Here is a 16849-nt window from a genome sequence, read left to right as displayed (position 1 = left end):
TGCCTATACTGATGCGATCCCCGTTTTCCGGCCGTCTGCCGCGGCCCTGACCGAACGAAGAGGAATGGCCTGTGGACCATCTCGTACTCACCGTGATCGCCCCCGACAAAGCCGGGCAGGTCGAACGCATCGCCGAATGCATCGCCAATCACAACGGTAACTGGCTGGAAAGCCGCATGTCGCGCATGGCCGGGCAGTTCGCCGGGATCCTGCGGGTGGCCGTGCCGGCGGAAAACTACGACGAACTTGTCGCCTCGCTGCAGAAGCTTGCACAGCACGACATCCGTGTGCTTATCGCCGAAAGCGGCATCGAGCCGTCCTGCACCTGGAAACCGATCGCCATGGAACTGGTGGGCAACGACCGGCCGGGCATCGTCCGTGATATCACCCGCTTGCTGGCCGAGCAAGGGGTTAACGTGGAGCGCCTGAGCACCGAGGTTCGCCCGGCACCGATGAGCAGCGAGCCGCTGTTTCGCGCCGATGCCCTGTTGGCACTGCCGTTGACCTTGTCGCTGGAAGATTTGCAGCGGCGGCTGGAGAGCCTGGCGGATGACCTGATGGTGGAATTGAAATTGCGCTCGGAGGAGTGACCCAAGAGCGCCGTGACCCATGTAGCCGGCTTGCCGGCGAACAGGGTTATCCCCGATTTCAGAGGGACGTCTCTGTGGATAACCTGGGGACGCCCCGCTGCAAGACAATAACGGCGCTGCCTAGCGTGATTTGAACAAAAAACGTCCAACAATCAGTGGCTTGTGCACAAACGGCGGGGACGAGGGTGTGGATAACCTCTGGAGCGCTTGCTGCAGGCCACGCCAATCTTGGCTTGCAGCAAGGTGATCATTATTTGATCAGGCCCGCTTGCGCAAGCTGAGCCAGGCATCGACGCTATAAACCGCCAGGCCGGCCCAGATGCAGGCGAACGCCAGCAGGTTGCTCGTCGTCAGATGCTCGTCGAACAGCAGCACCGCCTGCAACAGCACCAGGGTTGGTGCCAGGTACTGCAGGAAGCCCAGCGTGGTGTAGGGCAGGTGACGGGCGGCGGCGTTGAAGCAGACCAGCGGCACCAGCGTCACCGGGCCGGCCGCGATCAACCATAGCGCCTCGCTGCTGCTGAAGAACTCAGGGCTGGCGCTGCTGGCGGCCGGGTGCAGCAACAGCCAGCCGATGGCAACGGGCACCAGCATCCAGGTCTCGACCACCAGCCCAGGCAGCGCGGCCACGGGGGCCTGCTTGCGAATCAACCCATAGAAACCGAACGACAGTGCCAACGCCAGCGACACCCACGGCAGGCTGCCGACCTGCCATACCTGTTGCACCACCCCCAGTGCCGCCAGCCCCACCGCCAGCCATTGCAGGCGGCGCAGGCGTTCACCGAGCAGCAGCATGCCCAGCAGCACGTTGATCAGTGGGTTGATGTAGTAGCCCAGGCTGGCCTCGAGCATGCGCCCGTTGTTCACTGCCCACACGTAAGTAAGCCAGTTGCCGGCGATCAGCGCGCCGCTCAGGGCCAGGATCGCCAGGCGTCGCGGGTTCTCGCGCAGCTCGCGCCACCAGCCGGGGTGTTTCCACACCAGCAGCAGAAGCGAGCCGAACAGGGCCGACCAGAGCACCCGGTGGACGATGATCTCCACCGCCGGGACGCTCTGGATAACTTTGAAGTACAGGGGGAACAGGCCCCAGATGATGTAGGCGCCGAGGCCCAGGAGGTACCCGCGGCGCGGGTTGGCGGCGTGCATGAAAAATCCTTGCTTAGGTAGCTAATAAAGCGACGCCTATTGTAGACAGACCGCGACGCGCTTCTAGAACAATTTCAGCGGTTCTTCATCGAGTGCAGCGATCTGCTCGCGCAGGGCGAGGATCTGGTCGCCCCAGTAGCGCGGTTGGCCGAACCAAGGGAAGCTCGGCGGGAACGCCGGGTCGTCCCAGCGCCGCGCCAGCCAGGCGCTGTAGTGCAGCTGGCGCAGGGCGCGGAGTGGCTCGATCAGGGCCAGTTCGCGCGGGTCGAAGTCGTGAAACTCGTTGTAGCCGTCGATCAGCTCGGCCAGCTGGCCCAGGCGTTCCTCGCGGCTGCCGGCGAGCATCATCCACAGGTCCTGGACGGCCGGCCCCATGCGGCAGTCGTCGAGGTCGACGACGTGGTAGACGTCGTCGCGGTGCATCAGGTTGCCGGGGTGCAGGTCACCGTGCAGGCGAATCGTCTGGTGCGGGGTGCGGGCGTAGACATCCTCGACCCGCTTCAACAGGTCGCGGGCCACCGACTCGTAGGCCGGCAGCAGCTCGCGGGGCACGAAGTCGCCGTCGAGCAGGGTCTTGAGCGAGGCGTGGCCGAAGTTATCCACAGCCAGGGATTCACGGTGAGCGAAGGGCTTGGTGGCACCCACCGCATGCAGGCGCCCGAGCAGTTGCCCGAGGCGATAGAGCTGATCGAGGTTGCCCGGCTCCGGGGCATGTCCGCCACGGCGTGGGAACAGGGTGAAGCGAAAACCCTGGTGCTCGAACAGGGAGCGACCTTCGTGCACCTGGGGGGCCACCACTGGCACTTCGCACTCGGCCAGCTCGGCGGTGAAGGCATGTTCTTCAAGGATTGCCGCATCGCTCCAGCGCCCAGGGCGATAGAACTTGGCGATCAGCGGTTGTTCCCCCTCGATGCCCACCTGATAGACGCGGTTCTCGTAGCTGTTGAGCGCCAGTACCCGCGCGTCGCTGAGAAAGCCCAGGCTTTCCACGGCATCCAGCACGAGGTCGGGGGTGAGGGTGTCGAAGGGGTGGGACATGAAGGGCTCCAGGCGCGGGGACTGCGTGGGCGCATGGTAGCGCATTGGCTTGGTGAACGTGCTCGGCAGGCACACGACCTACCAGTAGGAGCCGGCTTGCCGGCGATGGGCTGCGCAGCAGCCCAGGTTCAGAGGGTTACACCGGCACCCCAAGCAACACGTAAGACGGATGGAACTGCACGCTTAACGTGCTGCCTGCCTCCACCTTGTGCTGCATCAGCCATTGCTCCTCGGCAATGGCACACAGCGTTTGGCCGTTGCCCAGTGCCAGGCGCACTTCGCCGGGCCCGTCGGTATCGGCCAGCACTTCCTCGACCTTGGCTTGCAGGCAGTTGCTGCCAGGTTCCTGAACCTCATCCGCGCCAAGCAACTGCACCCAGCCCGCCTTGAGCAGCGCCACCACGGTCGCGCCTAGTGCCAGTTCCAGCCGTTCGGTGCTGCCGCGCGTGATCAGTGCTTCGATCTCAAGCCCACCGCCCAGGTCGAGGCTGATCCGATCGTGGCGGCCTTCGCGGCGCAGCCCGCTGATCCGCCCCTGCAGTTGGTTGCGCGCACTTGTGCGCAGCATCAGGCGCCCGAGCAGGTCGAGGTCGCTGGTTTCCTCGGCGGCTTCGAGTATCTGCGCTTGCATGGCCTGCAAGCGCTGGTAGAGACGCAGCACCCGTTCACCCTCCAAGGACAGCCGCGCGCCACCGCCGCCTCGCCCTCCGGTGCAGCGTTCCACCAGAGGTTGCGCCGCCAGGTTGTTGAGTTCGTCGATGGCGTCCCAGGCCGCCTTGTAGCTGATGCCGGCGGCCTTGGCCGCGCGGGTGATCGAACCTTGTTCAGCCACGTGTTGCAACAGGGCGATGCGCTGTGGGCGGCGGGCGATGTGCTGGGTGAGCAGGGCGGGCAGGGGCATGGGCAGGTATCGAATGTGGTAGATATCCCGCGACGTTGCCGCCCGCACCCGGTCAAGTCAAGCCTGGCCGGGGCGAGGCGTGCGCGCCAGGCAGTAGATATCGACGCGCCGGGCGCCGGCCTTGCGCAGCAGCGCGGCGATCGCCTGGGCGGTCGCACCGGTGGTCATGACGTCGTCGACCACGGCTAGGTGAAGGCCTTCGACCTCAGTGCCGGGCGACAGGGCGAAGGCCTGGCGCAGATTGCGGTGCCGGGCGCTGGCGCCCAGCGCCTGCTGGGCGGGCGTTTCGCGTGTGCGCTTCAGCAAGTGTTCGTTCCAGGGCAGTTCAAGCTGCCTGGACAGCCAGCGACATAGCATGGCCGCCTGGTTGAAGCCACGCTGGCGCAGTCGACGCCTGGCCAGGGGCACGGGCAACAGTTGGTCCGGTCTTGGCAAGCCTTCGCCATGGCGATGCTCCACGGCATGCCCGAGCAACTGTGCCATCAACCGCCCCAGGGGCCATTGGTTGTTGTGCTTGAAGCGGCTGACCAGGGTGTCGACCGGAAAACCATAGTGCCAGGCGGCGACGACTCGGCTGAAGGCCGGTGGGCGGCGGCTGCAGCTGGCACAGATGAGCCCCTCCAGTGACAGTGGCAAGGCGCAGCGGATGCATTGTTCACCCAGCCAGGGCAGCTCGCTTTCACAGGCTGGGCACAGTGGATAAGGCTGCCTGGCGGTTTCGTCGCACAGTAAACATGGCTGGTTATTATTTATACATTTGTAAACCAGTGCTTTTATGTTTGGTTGACAGTTCATAGGCCTTCCATGACTATGCGAGCTATCCGTGATGCGCTGGTAGGTTTTCCTGTCCCGGCGTCAGTCAGAACATAGATAAGGAAACGCCGATGAGCGCCAGCGCAATTGCAACAACCCGTCACGACTGGTCCCTGGGCGAGGTCAAGGCGCTATTCCAGCAGCCGTTCAACGACCTGTTGTTCCAGGCCCAGACCGTGCACCGCGCGCATTTCGACCCCAACCGCGTGCAGGTTTCCACGCTGCTGTCGATCAAGACCGGCGCCTGCCCGGAAGATTGCAAATATTGTCCACAGTCCGGGCACTACAACACTGGGCTGGAAAAGCAGAAGCTGATGGAAGTGCAGAAGGTGCTGGAGGAGGCCGCGCGGGCCAAGGCCATCGGCTCGACCCGCTTCTGCATGGGCGCGGCGTGGAAGCACCCGTCGGCCAAGGATATGCCCTACGTGCTGGAGATGGTCAAAGGGGTCAAGGCCATGGGCCTGGAGACCTGCATGACCCTTGGCAAGCTCGACCAGGAGCAGACCCTGGCCCTGGCCCAGGCGGGCCTCGACTACTACAACCACAACCTCGACACCTCCCCGGAGTTCTACGGCAGCATCATCACCACCCGCACCTACAGCGAGCGCCTGCAGACGCTGGCCTACGTCCGTGATGCCGGGATGAAAATCTGTTCCGGCGGCATCCTTGGTATGGGCGAGTCGCTGGACGACCGCGCCGGCCTGCTGATCCAGCTGGCCAACCTGCCCGAGCACCCGGAGTCGGTGCCGATCAACATGCTGGTCAAAGTCGCTGGCACGCCGCTGGCCGAGGAAGAAGATGTCGACCCGTTCGACTTCATTCGCATGCTGGCCGTGGCCCGTATCCTGATGCCTAAATCCCACGTGCGCCTGTCGGCCGGGCGCGAGCAGATGAACGAACAGATGCAGGCCCTGGCTTTCATGGCCGGCGCCAACTCGATTTTCTACGGCGAGAAACTGCTGACCACCGCCAACCCGCAGGCCGACAAGGACATGCAACTGTTCGCCCGCCTGGGCATCAAGCCTGAAGCCCGTGAAGAGCACGCCGACGAGGTTCACCAAGCAGCCATCGAGCAGGCGCTGGTCGAACAGCGCAACAGCGAGTTGTTCTACGACGCAGCCTCGGCCTGACCATGGCCTTTGACCTCGCCGCGCGGCTGGCCGAACGGCGTGCCGCCCACCTCTATCGGCAACGGCCGCTGCTGCAAAGCCCGCAAGGGCCGCAGGTGGTGGTCGACGGCCATGCACTGCTGGCATTCTGCAGCAACGACTACCTGGGGCTGGCCAACCACCCCGACGTGATCCAGGCCTGGCGCGATGGCGCCGAGCGCTGGGGCGTCGGCGGTGGTGCCTCGCATCTGGTGATCGGCCACAGCACCCCGCACCATCAGGTCGAGGAGGCACTTGCCGAGCTGACCGGGCGTCCGCGCGCGCTGCTGTTCTCCACCGGTTACATGGCCAATCTCGGTGCCATCACCGCGCTGGTGGGACAGGGCGACACGGTGTTGCAGGACCGCCTCAATCACGCTTCGCTGCTCGATGGCGGCCTGCTCAGCGGCGCCCGCTTCAGCCGTTACCTGCACAACGATCCCGCAAGCCTCGCCAGCCGCCTGGAGAAGGCCACCGGCAATACACTTGTGGTTACCGATGGCGTGTTCAGCATGGATGGTGACTGTGCCGACTTGCCGGCACTGGCCAGGGTGGCACGTGCCCGTGGCGCCTGGCTGATGGTTGATGACGCCCATGGCCTGGGCACGCTGGGCGGCAACGGCGGTGGCCTGGTCGAACAGCTTGGCTTGGGCGTCGATGACGTGCCGGTGCTGGTCGGTACACTGGGCAAGGCCTGTGGCACCTCTGGTGCCTTCGTCGCCGGCAGCGAGGAACTGATCGAGGCGCTGGTGCAGTTCGCCCGGCCCTACATCTACACCACCAGCCAGCCGCCCGCCTTGGCTTGCGCGACGCTCAAGGCCCTGGAGCTGCTGCGCCGCGACAGCTGGCGGCGGGAGCACTTGTCGGCGTTGATCAGCCAGTTCCGCGAAGGCGCGCGGCAGATCGGCCTGACCTTGATGGACAGCCGGACGGCGATCCAGCCGATCCTGATCGGCGATGCCGGGCGCGCCATGACGCTATCGCGCAAGCTGCGCGAGCGTGGGTTGCTGGTCACCGCGATTCGCCCGCCTACCGTGCCCGCCGGCAGCGCGCGCCTGCGCGTGACCCTGAGCGCGGCCCACAGCGAAGCTCAGGTCCAGCTATTGTTGAATGCATTGGCCGAGTGTTATCCACAGCTGGAGCCCGCCGATGCGTAACCGACTGATCCTCCTCCCCGGCTGGGGGCTGGGTACCGCGTCCCTGGAGCCGTTGGCCGCCAGCCTGCGGGCCCAGGATTCACGCTTGCAAGTCGAACTGGTGCCGCTGCCGGAGCTGGCCGACAGCGATGTCCTGGCCTGGGTCGATCATCTCGACCGCAAGCTGCCCACCGATGTGTGGCTGGGGGGCTGGTCACTGGGCGGCATGCTCGCCAGCCTACTGGCGCACAAGCGCGGCGACCATTGCTGCGGGCTGCTGACCCTGGCCAGCAACCCCTGTTTCGTCGCCCGCCCCGACTGGCCCCACGGCATGGCGCCAGACACCTTCGGTACTTTCCTCGACGGCTGCCGCAGCCACACCCAGGTCACCCTCAAGCGCTTTCGCACCCTGTGCAGCGACGGCGCCCAGCAGCCGCGCACGTTGTTGCGTCAGCTTGGCGTGGGGGTGCCGGACACCGACCCGCTGTACCTGGCCACGGGCCTTGAGGTACTGGCCAAGCTGGACACCCGTGCGGCGCTGGAGCAATACGGCGGCCCACAGTTGCACCTGTTCGCCGGCAGTGACGCACTGGTGCCGGCCGCTGCGGCCAAGGCCCTGAGCGAACTGCTGCCGGACGTGGAAGTCGGCCTGGTCGAAGAGAGTTCCCACGCCTTCCTGCTGGAATATCCACAGGAACTGGCGGCGGGCATCAAGAGTTTCCTGCATGAGAGTGGTGATGACTGATCTTTCCCACCCAACCCTGCCCGGTGCCCTGCCGGACAAGCGCCAGGTGGCGGCTTCGTTCTCCCGCGCGGCGGCCAGCTACGACAGTGTCGCGGCCCTGCAGCGCGCGGTCGGTGTTGCCTTGCTGGACAAGCTGCCCGGCGGCCTGGCGCCTGCGCGCTGGCTCGACATGGGCAGCGGCACCGGGCATTTCAGCCGGGTATTGGCCGAGCGTTTCAGCCACGCGAATGGTGTGGCCCTGGACATCGCCGAGGGCATGCTGCGTCATGCCCGCGAGCAGGGTGGCGCGCACCACCATGTGGCTGGCGATGCCGAGCGCCTGCCGTTGCGCGACGCCAGTGTCGACCTGTTGTTCACCAGCCTGGCGGTGCAATGGTGCGGCCAGTTCGCCAGCGTGCTGGACGAGGCGCGGCGGGTACTGCGCCCGGGCGGTGTACTGGCGTTCAGCAGCCTGTGCGTGGGGACGCTGGAAGAATTGCGCGCCAGTTGGCAGGCGGTGGATGGCATGGTTCACGTCAACCGGTTCCGCCGTTTCGAGGACTACCAGCGGCTGTGCGGCGAAAGTGGCCTGCAACTGCTCGACCTGGAGCGTCGCCCCCATGTCCTCCACTACCCGGACGTGCGCAGCCTGACCCACGAGCTCAAGGCGTTGGGTGCCCACAATCTCAATCCGGGGCGCCCTTCCGGGCTCACCGGCCGGGCGCGGATGCAGGGCTTGTTACAGGCCTATGAACAGTTCCGCCAGCCGCAGGGCCTGCCGGCCACCTACCAGGTGGTCTATGGTGTGTTGCACAAACCCATGGAGCAGTAGCATGAGCCAGGCCTATTTCATCGCCGGCACCGACACCGACGTGGGCAAGACCACCATCGCCGCCGGCCTGCTGCACGCAGCGCGGCAGTTGGGCATGAGTACCCTGGCAGCCAAGCCCGTGGCCTCCGGCTGCACGATTTCCGGCAAGGGGCTGCGTAACAGTGATGCCTTGGCCTTGATCGACGAGAGCACGATCAAGCTGCCTTACGAAGCGGTCAATCCATTCGCCTTCGAGCCCGCCATCGCCCCGCACGTGGCAGCACGTGAGGCGGGGGTGGCATTGACCGTGTCGACCTTGAGCGATGCCATGCGCCATGTGCTAGACCAAGCTGCCGACTTCACCTTGATCGAGGGGGCTGGGGGTTGGCGGGTGCCGCTCTCCGACACTGCAAACCTCTCTGACTTGGCCATTGCCCTGAAGCTGCCGGTGATCCTGGTGGTCGGTGTGCGCCTTGGTTGTATCAACCACGCCTTGCTCAGCGCCGAGGCCATTGCGCGGGATGGGTTGCAACTGGCCGGATGGGTGGCGAACATCGTCGACCCACGGACATCGCGCCTGGAAGAGAACCTCTCCAGCCTGGCCGAGCGCTTACCGGCACCGTGCCTCGGGCGTGTTCCCTGGCTCAAGCAGGCCGGGGCGGATGCGGTCGCCGAGCACTTGCAGTTGGACCTGCTGGATTAGTGTGGTCTGGTTCTCAATGTGTAAACCGCAACCCATTGATTTTGCGCGACCTCTGTAGGAGCGGCTTTAGCCGCGATCACCCGCAGAGCGGGTGCCAGGCACCGCGTCGTCTGCATCGCGGCTCAAGCCGCTCCTATGTATGGACTCGCCTACATTGTCTACCTGCTTTTCGAACAAGGTTACCCGGTTGCATCTATGTATCAGGCCTATTCGAGGAAGCTTGGTGCTTCTGGCCAACATCGGGGTGAGCTCGCAGCATGCCCATTACATTTAGGCCTCTTGGGCCGGTAGGAGCGTAGGCATTAATCCGCGACGGTCTTACCTAGGGTCGATGTTCACTAGCAGGGGCTGGGGCGCTCGGCACCCCGGTGGCGTAACACCGTAAGTCAGTGGCTCATGGCGGGCTCCTGACGATCGTTCGGTTGGCGTTGGTAGACCTGCTCACCTTGTAGCAGCACCCAGATGATGCGCAGATTTCGATTAGCCAGTCTGATCGCCGCCTCCTTGCGACCAAGTCGAGTTAACCATCGCAAGAGGCGGCGATCGTCTGGCTGATCGGAATCAGGCTTCAAATGGCTAAGAACCGCGTGCGCACCCTGGATCATCATGCTGCGCAGGTAGCCGTCACCTCGCTTGCTCATCTTGCCTAGCCTGACCTTCTTTCCACTGCTGTGCTGGTCGGGCACCAGGCCAAAGTAAGCGGCAAACTGTCGAGCATTGGGGAAACGCGAGGGTTCAGGCTGCTTGGCCAGCATCGCTGTGGTGATGATCGGGCCGACACCGCGTATCGTCATCAGGCGGCATGCGACCTTGTCGGCCTGCGCCGCTGTTTCGAGCCGTCCTGTCAGGATGGCGATACGCTCACTCAGATAGCGCCATTCGGCGAGCAGTTCATCGAGCAATTCACGCAGCAGATCTGGCAATGGTTGAGTCGTATCTTCAAGAATGCGCGGTACACCGTGGCTGACGGCTAAATCGCCTTGCGCCAGGGCGACGCCCTGTTCCAGTAACAGGCCGCGGATCTGGTTGCCTAGCGCGGTGTGGCGCCTGACATAGCCTCTGCGGGCGCGGTGTAAGGCTTGAATCGCCAAAGCGGCAGTGCTCTTGATCGGCACCGCAGCAATGCTGGTATCCCGGCCTGCGCGCAAGATGGCATGGGCGTCGTTACGATCGTTCTTGGCACCACTGCGGTGCTCCGCCACTCGCTGCGCGGGCAGGATGCGGACTGGCGTTCCCTGCGCCTGTAGCAAACGCCCCCATGCTTGAGCGCCGGGGCCACTTTCCATCAGGACCGTCACAGTGGGTGGCAGCCTGGTCAGGAACGCATGAAAGGCTTCACGGGATTTGATTCGATCTTCGTAGATGACGCGCCCGGAACCGTCATCTCCGGCCACCTGAAAGACCTGCTTGGCCAGGTCGACTGACAGATGTTGGCAAAGCGTTACATCGTTGGAAGACAGGGAATTGCGCTTCGTCCTATGCTTGCTCATGGTCTCGCCCTCGCTGCCGTTGGCTTTCTAGAACGCCACCGTGGCACTGTGATGCCTCGGCGGGGGCGAGTCCATCCGATTACAGTTCTCTGCGCGAATCCATATCGCCGGGCTCTATTGGGTGGCACTAGGCTATTAGTGATTTAAACGGGTCTTTTGCCCGATGTACTGCTTTAATAAGGCCTGTTCACTATCCAGCGTCACGGAGTCCTGACATGGAAATCAATGCGAGCTCCGCCTTCTATGCGGGCCTTGGTGCCATCCAGGCCGGGCAGAATCGTGTCGACCAAGCTGCCCAGCAGATCGCCACTGGTGCAGTCGAGCGCGGCGAGGAAAGCGGCCAATCCACACAATTTCAAGCCGAACGCCTGCGCGGCATAGATCGCAGTCAGCAGCTAGACCTCGCTACCAGCACCGTGCAACTGGCGCTGGGCAAGCACGAGGTCGAGTTGGGCGTGAAAGTCGCCAAGGCTTCGGACGAAATGCTCGGTCGTTTCATCGACACCTACGCCTGATACGCTCAATTACATCTGGCTGCACCCTCGCGGGGCAAGCCCGCTCCCATGCCCCGCCTCGTGGCGATTGCGTGGTAGCGGGCTTGCCCCGCGATGCGTTCAGGTGGGCATGGCTTAAATGCCATGTTCGGTGGCAAAAATGGCACTATCGTGCCTTCTTGACATTGGCGCCACCTAAACGTAAGTTTCAAACAACTGTTTGACCGAAAGCCGCCAAGAGCTGGTCGGTATCCGCGGTCTCCCCACCGAACTCATCACAGAGGTTCATCGCAATGCCTGATTACAAAGCCCCCTTGCGTGATATCCGCTTCGTCCGCGACGAGCTGCTCGGCTATGAGGCGCACTATCAGAGCCTGCCGGGCTGCCAGGACGCGACGCCGGACATGGTCAACGCGATTCTTGAAGAAGGCGCGAAATTCTGTGAGCAGGTGCTGGCACCGCTGAACCGCGTCGGCGACCTGGAAGGCTGCACCTGGAGCGAGTCGGGCGTGAAGACCCCGACCGGCTTCAAGGAAGCCTACCAGCAGTTCGTTGAAGGTGGCTGGCCGAGCCTGGCCCATGACATCGCCCATGGCGGTCAGGGCCTGCCCGAGTCGCTGGGCCTCACCCTCAGTGAAATGGTCGGCGAATCGAACTGGTCGTGGGGCATGTACCCAGGGCTGTCCCATGGCGCGATGAACACCATCTCCGAGCACGGCACCCCCGAGCAGCAAGAGACCTACCTGACCAAACTGGTGTCCGGCGAGTGGACTGGCACCATGTGCCTGACCGAGCCGCATTGCGGTACCGACCTGGGCATGCTGCGCACCAAGGCCGAGCCGCAAGCCGATGGCAGCTACAAAGTCTCCGGCACCAAGATCTTCATCTCGGCCGGTGAGCACGACATGGCCGACAACATCGTCCACATCGTCCTGGCCCGCCTGCCCGATGCACCAGCTGGCACCAAAGGCATTTCGCTGTTCATCGTGCCGAAGTTCCTGCCGAACGCCGAAGGCGGCGTGGGCGAGCGCAACGGCGTGAGCTGCGGTTCCCTCGAGCACAAGATGGGTATCCACGGCAACGCCACCTGCGTGATGAACTTCGACGGTGCCACCGGCTACCTGATCGGCCCGGCCAACAAAGGCCTGAACTGTATGTTCACCTTCATGAACACTGCGCGCCTGGGTACTGCCCTGCAGGGCCTGGCCCACGCCGAGGTGGCGTTCCAGGGTGGCCTGAAGTACGCCCGTGACCGCCTGCAGATGCGCTCCTTGACTGGCCCGAAAGCGCCGGAAAAGGCCGCCGACCCGATCATCGTCCACCCGGACGTGCGTCGCATGCTGCTGACCATGAAGGCCTTCGCCGAGGGTAACCGCGCGATGGTGTACTTCACCGCCAAGCAAGTGGATATCGTCAAGTACAGCCAGGACGAGGAAGAGCGCAAGAAGGCCGACGCACTGCTGGCCTTCCTCACCCCGATCGCCAAGGCGTTCATGACTGAAGTCGGCTTCGAGGCCGCCAACCACGGCGTGCAGATCTACGGTGGCCATGGCTTCATCGCCGAGTGGGGCATGGAGCAGAACGTGCGCGACAGCCGTATCTCGATGCTGTACGAAGGCACCACCGGCATCCAGGCCCTCGACCTGCTCGGCCGTAAAGTGCTGATGACCCAGGGCGAGGCGCTCAAGGGCTTCACCAAGATCGTCCACAAGTTCTGCCAAGGGCAGGAAGGCAACGCCGCTACCAAAGAGTTTGTCGAGCCACTGGCGGCGATCAACAAGGAGTGGGGCGAGCTGACCATGAAGATCGGCATGGCCGCGATGAAGGACCGCGAGGAAGTGGGTGCCGCTTCGGTGGATTACCTGATGTACTCCGGCTATGCGTGCCTGGCCTACTTCTGGGCCGACATTGCCCGCCTGGCTGCCGAGAAACTGGCTGCCGGCACCAGCGAAGAAGCGTTCTACACCGCCAAGCTGCAGACCGCGCGCTTCTACTTCCAGCGCATCCTGCCGCGCACCCGCTCGCACGTGGCGGCGATCCTGTCCGGCGCCGACAACCTGATGGCGATGAAGGAAGAAGACTTCGGACTCTCCATCTAAGCGTATTGGTTGTACGAAAAACCGCCTGCCTTTACCGGCAGGCGGTTTTTTTTTGCTCCTTGTAGCGGCATCAGCCGCGATGATGGCGGTGGGTTCACCGACGCATTCGCGGATAAATCCGTTCTTACAGGAGCCGCGCAAACATGAAGAATCCGACCGGGTGTCGCATCCAGTAACGAGAAAGTCTCAAGCTTCGTCCCTGATCTGCCGTTAAACCGGGCATCCGTATTCATCTATTCATGTGCACTGCCGATGAAGTAGGGGCACAATGCCATTATTGATCTGCCGGGTCGGAGATTACCCTTGTTTCGTCTATCCGCTGTACGCGCGAGCCATTTCCTGCCTTCGCTGATTCTGTTGCTGGCAGGGCTTGCGGCAGCCTATGTAAGGGACCTCAGCGTCTTCTTCACATCGCTGTTCAACGTTCTCCCCACCTTGGTGCTGCTGCTGGGTGGTGCCTACTGCGCCGTCTACCGCCGCCAGCGCGAGCTGTTCTTGATGGTCGCGGTATACATCGCCTATTTTCTGCTCGACACCCAGACCGACTATTACCGTGACAATGGCCGGGTCCGCGAGGACGCGGCGGTGATCTTCCACCTGGTCTGCCTGCTGTTGCCTGCGTTGTTCGGCTTGTACGCAGCCTGGCAAGAGCGCACCCATCTGGCCCAGGACATGCTCGCCCGCTTTGCGGTGCTGTTCGCCGTCGGCAGCGTGGCGGTGGCTTTGGAGCAGAGCTTCCCCGAGGCGTTGCTGGGCTGGCTGGCGGAGATCCGCTGGCCTTCGCTGCACGGGCAGTGGATGAGCCTGATCCAGCTGGCCTACCCGATGTTCCTGGTAGTGTTCATCCTGCTGGTGGTGCAATACCTGCGCGAACCCCGGCCGTTGCACGCGGCACAGGTCATTGGTTTGATCGGCATCTTCTGGATGCTACCCAAGACCTTCATCCTGCCCTTCACCCTCAACATCATGTGCAGCCAGGTGATGCTGATGATCGCCGCAGCGGTCTCGCACGAGGCCTACCAGATGGCCTTCCGCGACGAGCTGACCGGCCTGCCGGGGCGCCGCGCGTTGAACGAGCGCATGCAGCGGCTGGGGCGCAACTATGTGATCGCCATGAGCGACGTCGATCACTTCAAGAAATTCAACGACACCCACGGCCACGATGTCGGCGACCAGGTGCTGCGTTTGGTCGCCAGCCGTTTGTCCAAGGTCACCGGGGGCGGGCGCGCCTACCGCTATGGTGGCGAGGAGTTCGCCCTGGTGTTCGCCGGCAAGACCGCCGAGGAGTGCCTGCCCCACCTGGAGGCGGTGCGCGAGATGATCGCCAACTACGCTATCCAGTTGCGGGACCAGAACAGTCGGCCAAACGATGATTCCGCCGGGCGGCAGCGCCGAGGCGCCGGTGCCAACAGCACGGTATCGGTGACCATCAGCATCGGTGTCGCCGAGCGCCAGGTCGATCATCGCAACCCCGACGAAGTGCTCAAATCCGCCGACCAGGCACTCTATAGCGCCAAGGGCGCAGGGCGTAACTGCGTGATGACCTTCGGTCAGCAATCGCGGCGTGGGGCCGTTCGCATGGCATGACCATTGTCGACTATTCAGTCGCATGATGACCCTATGTCTCGTAAAAGTTGTTCGGTTACACTGCGTTCATCCCAGTGCCGCGGCCCCGACGGGCCGCCCCGACCCCGATAGCGAGAGGTTGTCATGGCTGAATATAAAGCGCCCCTGCGCGACATGGGCTTCGTTCTCAATGAAGTCTTCAACGTGGCCGAGCTCTGGTCGCAGCTGCCCGCCCTGGCCGAAGTGGTCGACGCGGAAACTGCCATGGCGGTGCTGGAGGAAGCCGGCAAGGTCACTGGCAAGACCATAGCGCCGCTGAGCCGCGCCGCCGACGAAGAGGGCTGCCATTGGGACAATGGCGCGGTACGCACCCCGGCAGGCTTCATTGACGCCTACAAGACGTATGCCGAGGGCGGCTGGGTTGGTGTTGGCGGCGATCCGCTGTTTGGTGGCATGGGCATGCCCAAGGTGATTTCGGCCCAGGTCGAGGAGATGGTCAACGCCTCGAGCCTGGCCTTTGGCCTGTACCCGATGCTGACCGCTGGCGCCTGCCTGTCGATCAACGCCCACGCCAGCGAAGCGCTCAAGGAACAGTACCTGCCGAACATGTACGCCGGTGTCTGGGCGGGCTCCATGTGCCTCACCGAGCCGCACGCGGGCACCGACCTTGGGATCATCCGCACCAAGGCCGAACCCCAGGCCGATGGCAGCTACAAGGTCAGCGGCACCAAGATCTTCATCACCGGTGGCGAGCACGACCTCACCGAAAACATCATCCACCTGGTGTTGGCCAAGCTGCCGGACGCCCCGGCTGGCCCGAAAGGCATCTCGCTGTTCCTGGTGCCCAAGTTCCTGGTCAACCAAGACGGCAGCCTGGGGGCGCGCAACCCTGCCAACTGCGGCTCGATCGAGCACAAGATGGGTATCCAGGGCTCGGCCACCTGCGTGATGAACTTCGACGAGGCAGTCGGCTACATCGTCGGTGAGCCGAACAAGGGCCTGGCGGCCATGTTCACCATGATGAACTACGAGCGCCTGGGGGTCGGCATCCAGGGCCTGGCCTCGGCCGAGCGCTCCTACCAGAACGCCGTGGAGTACGCCCGCGACCGCCTGCAGAGCCGCGCTCCGACCGGCCCGCAAGCGAAAGACAAGGTGGCCGACCCGATCATCGTCCACCCGGATGTGCGCCGCATGCTGCTGACCATGAAGGCGCAGGTCGAAGGCGGCCGCGCCTTTTCCACCTACGTGGCGATGCAACTCGACAGCGCCAAGTACAGCGAAGACGCCGCGACCCGCAAGCGCAGCGAGGAACTGGTGGCACTGCTGACCCCAGTGGCCAAGGCCTTCCTCACCGACTTGGGCCTGGAGTGCACCGTGCACGGCCAGCAAGTGTTCGGTGGCCATGGCTATATCCGTGAGTGGGGCCAGGAGCAGTTGGTGCGTGACGTGCGCATCACCCAGATCTACGAAGGCACCAACGGTATCCAGGCGCTGGACCTGATGGGCCGCAAGGTGGTGGGCAGTGGTGGTGCCTACTACAAGCTGTTCGCCGACGAGATTCGCCATTTCATCGCCAGCGCCGGTGGCGAACTGGGCGAGTTCACCAAGCCATTGGCGGCTTCCCTCGACCAGCTCGACGAACTGACGGCCTGGGTGCTGGACAAGGCCAAGGGCAACCCCAACGAGATCGGCGCCGCGTCGGTCGAGTACCTGCATGCGTTCGGTTATGTCGCCTATGCCTACATGTGGGCATTGATGGCGCGTGCCGCCCAGGCGGGCGAGGGTGATGCCGATTTCTATGGCGCCAAGCTGGGTACCGCACGGTTCTACTTCGCGCGCTTGCTGCCACGGGTTCATTCGCTGGCGGCTTCGGTGAAGGCTGGGAGCGAATCGCTCTACCTGCTGGATGCCGCGCAGTTCTGAACCAGGCCCGTTCTCCGGCAAGGCCCGCTATACCTGTAGGAGCCGGCTTGCCGGCGAACCTCGGTAAGCCTGGTCTTCACATAAAGACTGGTGTAACCCAACAAGGGGCTGCTTTGCAGCCCTTTGTTGATTCTGGCGTTTGGAGGGGTAATTTCGTGTAAGCATTTTCCTACACGACGTGGTGACTTTTCTCCTCTTTCCTAAGATTGGATCCACGGTTACTCTTTCTTACATGGACGGAGCGCAGGAAGCGCAATGGACAGAACA

15 protein-coding genes are annotated in these 16849 nt (G+C 63.6%); 10 read left to right on the top strand and 5 right to left on the bottom strand.

The genetic code is table 11. The features are described 5' to 3' along the window. The first annotated feature begins 71 nt into the window (after positions 1-71). The gene (locus tag IM733_RS17520; protein ID WP_248917793.1) at positions 72-590 is read left to right on the top strand and encodes a glycine cleavage system protein R; all 519 of its coding nucleotides are present in this window, start codon (positions 72-74) and stop codon (positions 588-590) included. Positions 591-848: 258 nt separating this feature from the next. On the opposite strand, the gene rarD is transcribed toward IM733_RS17520, so the two are convergent. The 4 genes from rarD to IM733_RS17500 all read right to left on the bottom strand — a co-directional run bounded on the left by rarD (position 849) and on the right by IM733_RS17500 (position 4470). After that, complete coding sequence (gene rarD / locus IM733_RS17515; protein ID WP_248917792.1) at positions 849-1736, bottom strand: EamA family transporter RarD; 888 nt, start codon at positions 1734-1736, stop codon at positions 849-851. Positions 1737-1799: 63 nt separating this feature from the next. Then, complete coding sequence (locus IM733_RS17510) at positions 1800-2774, bottom strand: serine/threonine protein kinase (protein ID WP_248917791.1); 975 nt, start codon at positions 2772-2774, stop codon at positions 1800-1802. 136 nt (positions 2775-2910) lie between these two features. Further along, on the bottom strand, positions 2911-3675 hold the full coding sequence (locus tag IM733_RS17505) for a TOBE domain-containing protein (RefSeq protein WP_248917790.1): 765 nt from the start codon (positions 3673-3675) through the stop codon (positions 2911-2913). A gap of 57 nt (positions 3676-3732) precedes the next feature. Next, the gene (locus tag IM733_RS17500; protein ID WP_248917789.1) at positions 3733-4470 is read right to left on the bottom strand and encodes a ComF family protein; all 738 of its coding nucleotides are present in this window, start codon (positions 4468-4470) and stop codon (positions 3733-3735) included. Between the two features lie 89 nt (positions 4471-4559). On the opposite strand from IM733_RS17500, the gene bioB reads away from it, so the two are divergent. The 5 genes from bioB to bioD are packed head-to-tail and all read left to right on the top strand — an operon-like array spanning position 4560 to position 9010. Next, complete coding sequence (gene bioB / locus IM733_RS17495) at positions 4560-5618, top strand: biotin synthase BioB (protein ID WP_248917788.1); 1059 nt, start codon at positions 4560-4562, stop codon at positions 5616-5618. Positions 5619-5620: 2 nt separating this feature from the next. Continuing rightward, on the top strand, positions 5621-6793 hold the full coding sequence (gene bioF, locus IM733_RS17490; protein ID WP_248917787.1) for an 8-amino-7-oxononanoate synthase: 1173 nt from the start codon (positions 5621-5623) through the stop codon (positions 6791-6793). After that, positions 6786-7517 (top strand): alpha/beta fold hydrolase, encoded by a 732-nt coding sequence (locus IM733_RS17485; RefSeq protein ID WP_248917786.1) that lies wholly within the window; start codon positions 6786-6788, stop codon positions 7515-7517. The genes bioF and IM733_RS17485 overlap by 8 nt, the downstream gene beginning before the upstream one ends. Beyond that, positions 7510-8328 (top strand): malonyl-ACP O-methyltransferase BioC, encoded by an 819-nt coding sequence (gene bioC, locus IM733_RS17480; protein ID WP_248917785.1) that lies wholly within the window; start codon positions 7510-7512, stop codon positions 8326-8328. Before IM733_RS17485 ends, bioC begins: the two co-directional genes overlap by 8 nt. 1 nt (position 8329) lies before the next feature. After that, on the top strand, positions 8330-9010 hold the full coding sequence (gene bioD, locus IM733_RS17475; RefSeq protein ID WP_248917784.1) for a dethiobiotin synthase: 681 nt from the start codon (positions 8330-8332) through the stop codon (positions 9008-9010). Positions 9011-9396: 386 nt separating this feature from the next. Here bioD and IM733_RS17470 read toward each other — a convergent pair whose 3' ends face one another. Further along, positions 9397-10500 carry an IS110 family transposase gene (locus tag IM733_RS17470; RefSeq protein WP_248917783.1) on the bottom strand — a complete coding sequence of 368 codons (1104 nt, stop codon included), beginning with the start codon at positions 10498-10500 and terminating at the stop codon, positions 9397-9399. A 215-nt stretch (positions 10501-10715) separates the two neighbouring features. On the opposite strand from IM733_RS17470, the gene IM733_RS17465 reads away from it, so the two are divergent. The 4 genes from IM733_RS17465 (at position 10716) to IM733_RS17450 (ending at position 16582) form a co-directional block, all read left to right on the top strand. Continuing rightward, positions 10716-11015 carry a pyrroloquinoline quinone biosynthesis protein PqqE gene (locus IM733_RS17465; RefSeq protein ID WP_248917782.1) on the top strand — a complete coding sequence of 100 codons (300 nt, stop codon included), beginning with the start codon at positions 10716-10718 and terminating at the stop codon, positions 11013-11015. Positions 11016-11287: 272 nt separating this feature from the next. Further along, positions 11288-13093: a phenylacyl-CoA dehydrogenase gene (locus tag IM733_RS17460; protein ID WP_248917781.1), complete on the top strand. Its 1806-nt coding sequence runs from the start codon at positions 11288-11290 to the stop codon at positions 13091-13093. Positions 13094-13396: 303 nt separating this feature from the next. Continuing rightward, positions 13397-14680 (top strand): GGDEF domain-containing protein, encoded by a 1284-nt coding sequence (locus tag IM733_RS17455; protein WP_248917780.1) that lies wholly within the window; start codon positions 13397-13399, stop codon positions 14678-14680. A gap of 123 nt (positions 14681-14803) precedes the next feature. Beyond that, positions 14804-16582, top strand: a complete 1779-nt coding sequence (locus IM733_RS17450) for an acyl-CoA dehydrogenase C-terminal domain-containing protein (RefSeq protein WP_248917779.1) — start codon at positions 14804-14806, stop codon at positions 16580-16582. The last annotated feature ends 267 nt before the right edge of the window (positions 16583-16849 follow it).

This window comes from Pseudomonas entomophila (assembly GCF_023277925.1).
In the GTDB taxonomy this organism is placed as follows: Bacteria; Pseudomonadota; Gammaproteobacteria; order Pseudomonadales; family Pseudomonadaceae; genus Aquipseudomonas; species Aquipseudomonas entomophila_D.
Note: the sequence above shows the minus strand (reverse complement) of the source record. Positions and strands in the feature narration are given on the sequence as shown.

What these genes read in the sequence shown, in the direction of transcription:
- IM733_RS17460 (WP_248917781.1), top strand. Translation starts at nt 11,288, where the DNA reads ATGCCTGATTACAAAGCCCCCTTGCGTGATATCCGCTTCGTCCGCGAC.
- IM733_RS17485 (WP_248917786.1), top strand. Translation starts at nt 6,786, where the DNA reads ATGCGTAACCGACTGATCCTCCTCCCCGGCTGGGGGCTGGGTACCGCG.
- IM733_RS17510 (WP_248917791.1), bottom strand. Translation starts at nt 2,774, where the DNA reads ATGTCCCACCCCTTCGACACCCTCACCCCCGACCTCGTGCTGGATGCC.
- IM733_RS17470 (WP_248917783.1), bottom strand. Translation starts at nt 10,500, where the DNA reads ATGAGCAAGCATAGGACGAAGCGCAATTCCCTGTCTTCCAACGATGTA.
- IM733_RS17450 (WP_248917779.1), top strand. Translation starts at nt 14,804, where the DNA reads ATGGCTGAATATAAAGCGCCCCTGCGCGACATGGGCTTCGTTCTCAAT.
- IM733_RS17505 (WP_248917790.1), bottom strand. Translation starts at nt 3,675, where the DNA reads ATGCCCCTGCCCGCCCTGCTCACCCAGCACATCGCCCGCCGCCCACAG.
- IM733_RS17465 (WP_248917782.1), top strand. Translation starts at nt 10,716, where the DNA reads ATGGAAATCAATGCGAGCTCCGCCTTCTATGCGGGCCTTGGTGCCATC.
- bioD (WP_248917784.1), top strand. Translation starts at nt 8,330, where the DNA reads ATGAGCCAGGCCTATTTCATCGCCGGCACCGACACCGACGTGGGCAAG.
- bioF (WP_248917787.1), top strand. Translation starts at nt 5,621, where the DNA reads ATGGCCTTTGACCTCGCCGCGCGGCTGGCCGAACGGCGTGCCGCCCAC.
- bioB (WP_248917788.1), top strand. Translation starts at nt 4,560, where the DNA reads ATGAGCGCCAGCGCAATTGCAACAACCCGTCACGACTGGTCCCTGGGC.
- bioC (WP_248917785.1), top strand. Translation starts at nt 7,510, where the DNA reads ATGACTGATCTTTCCCACCCAACCCTGCCCGGTGCCCTGCCGGACAAG.
- rarD (WP_248917792.1), bottom strand. Translation starts at nt 1,736, where the DNA reads ATGCACGCCGCCAACCCGCGCCGCGGGTACCTCCTGGGCCTCGGCGCC.
- IM733_RS17500 (WP_248917789.1), bottom strand. Translation starts at nt 4,470, where the DNA reads ATGAACTGTCAACCAAACATAAAAGCACTGGTTTACAAATGTATAAAT.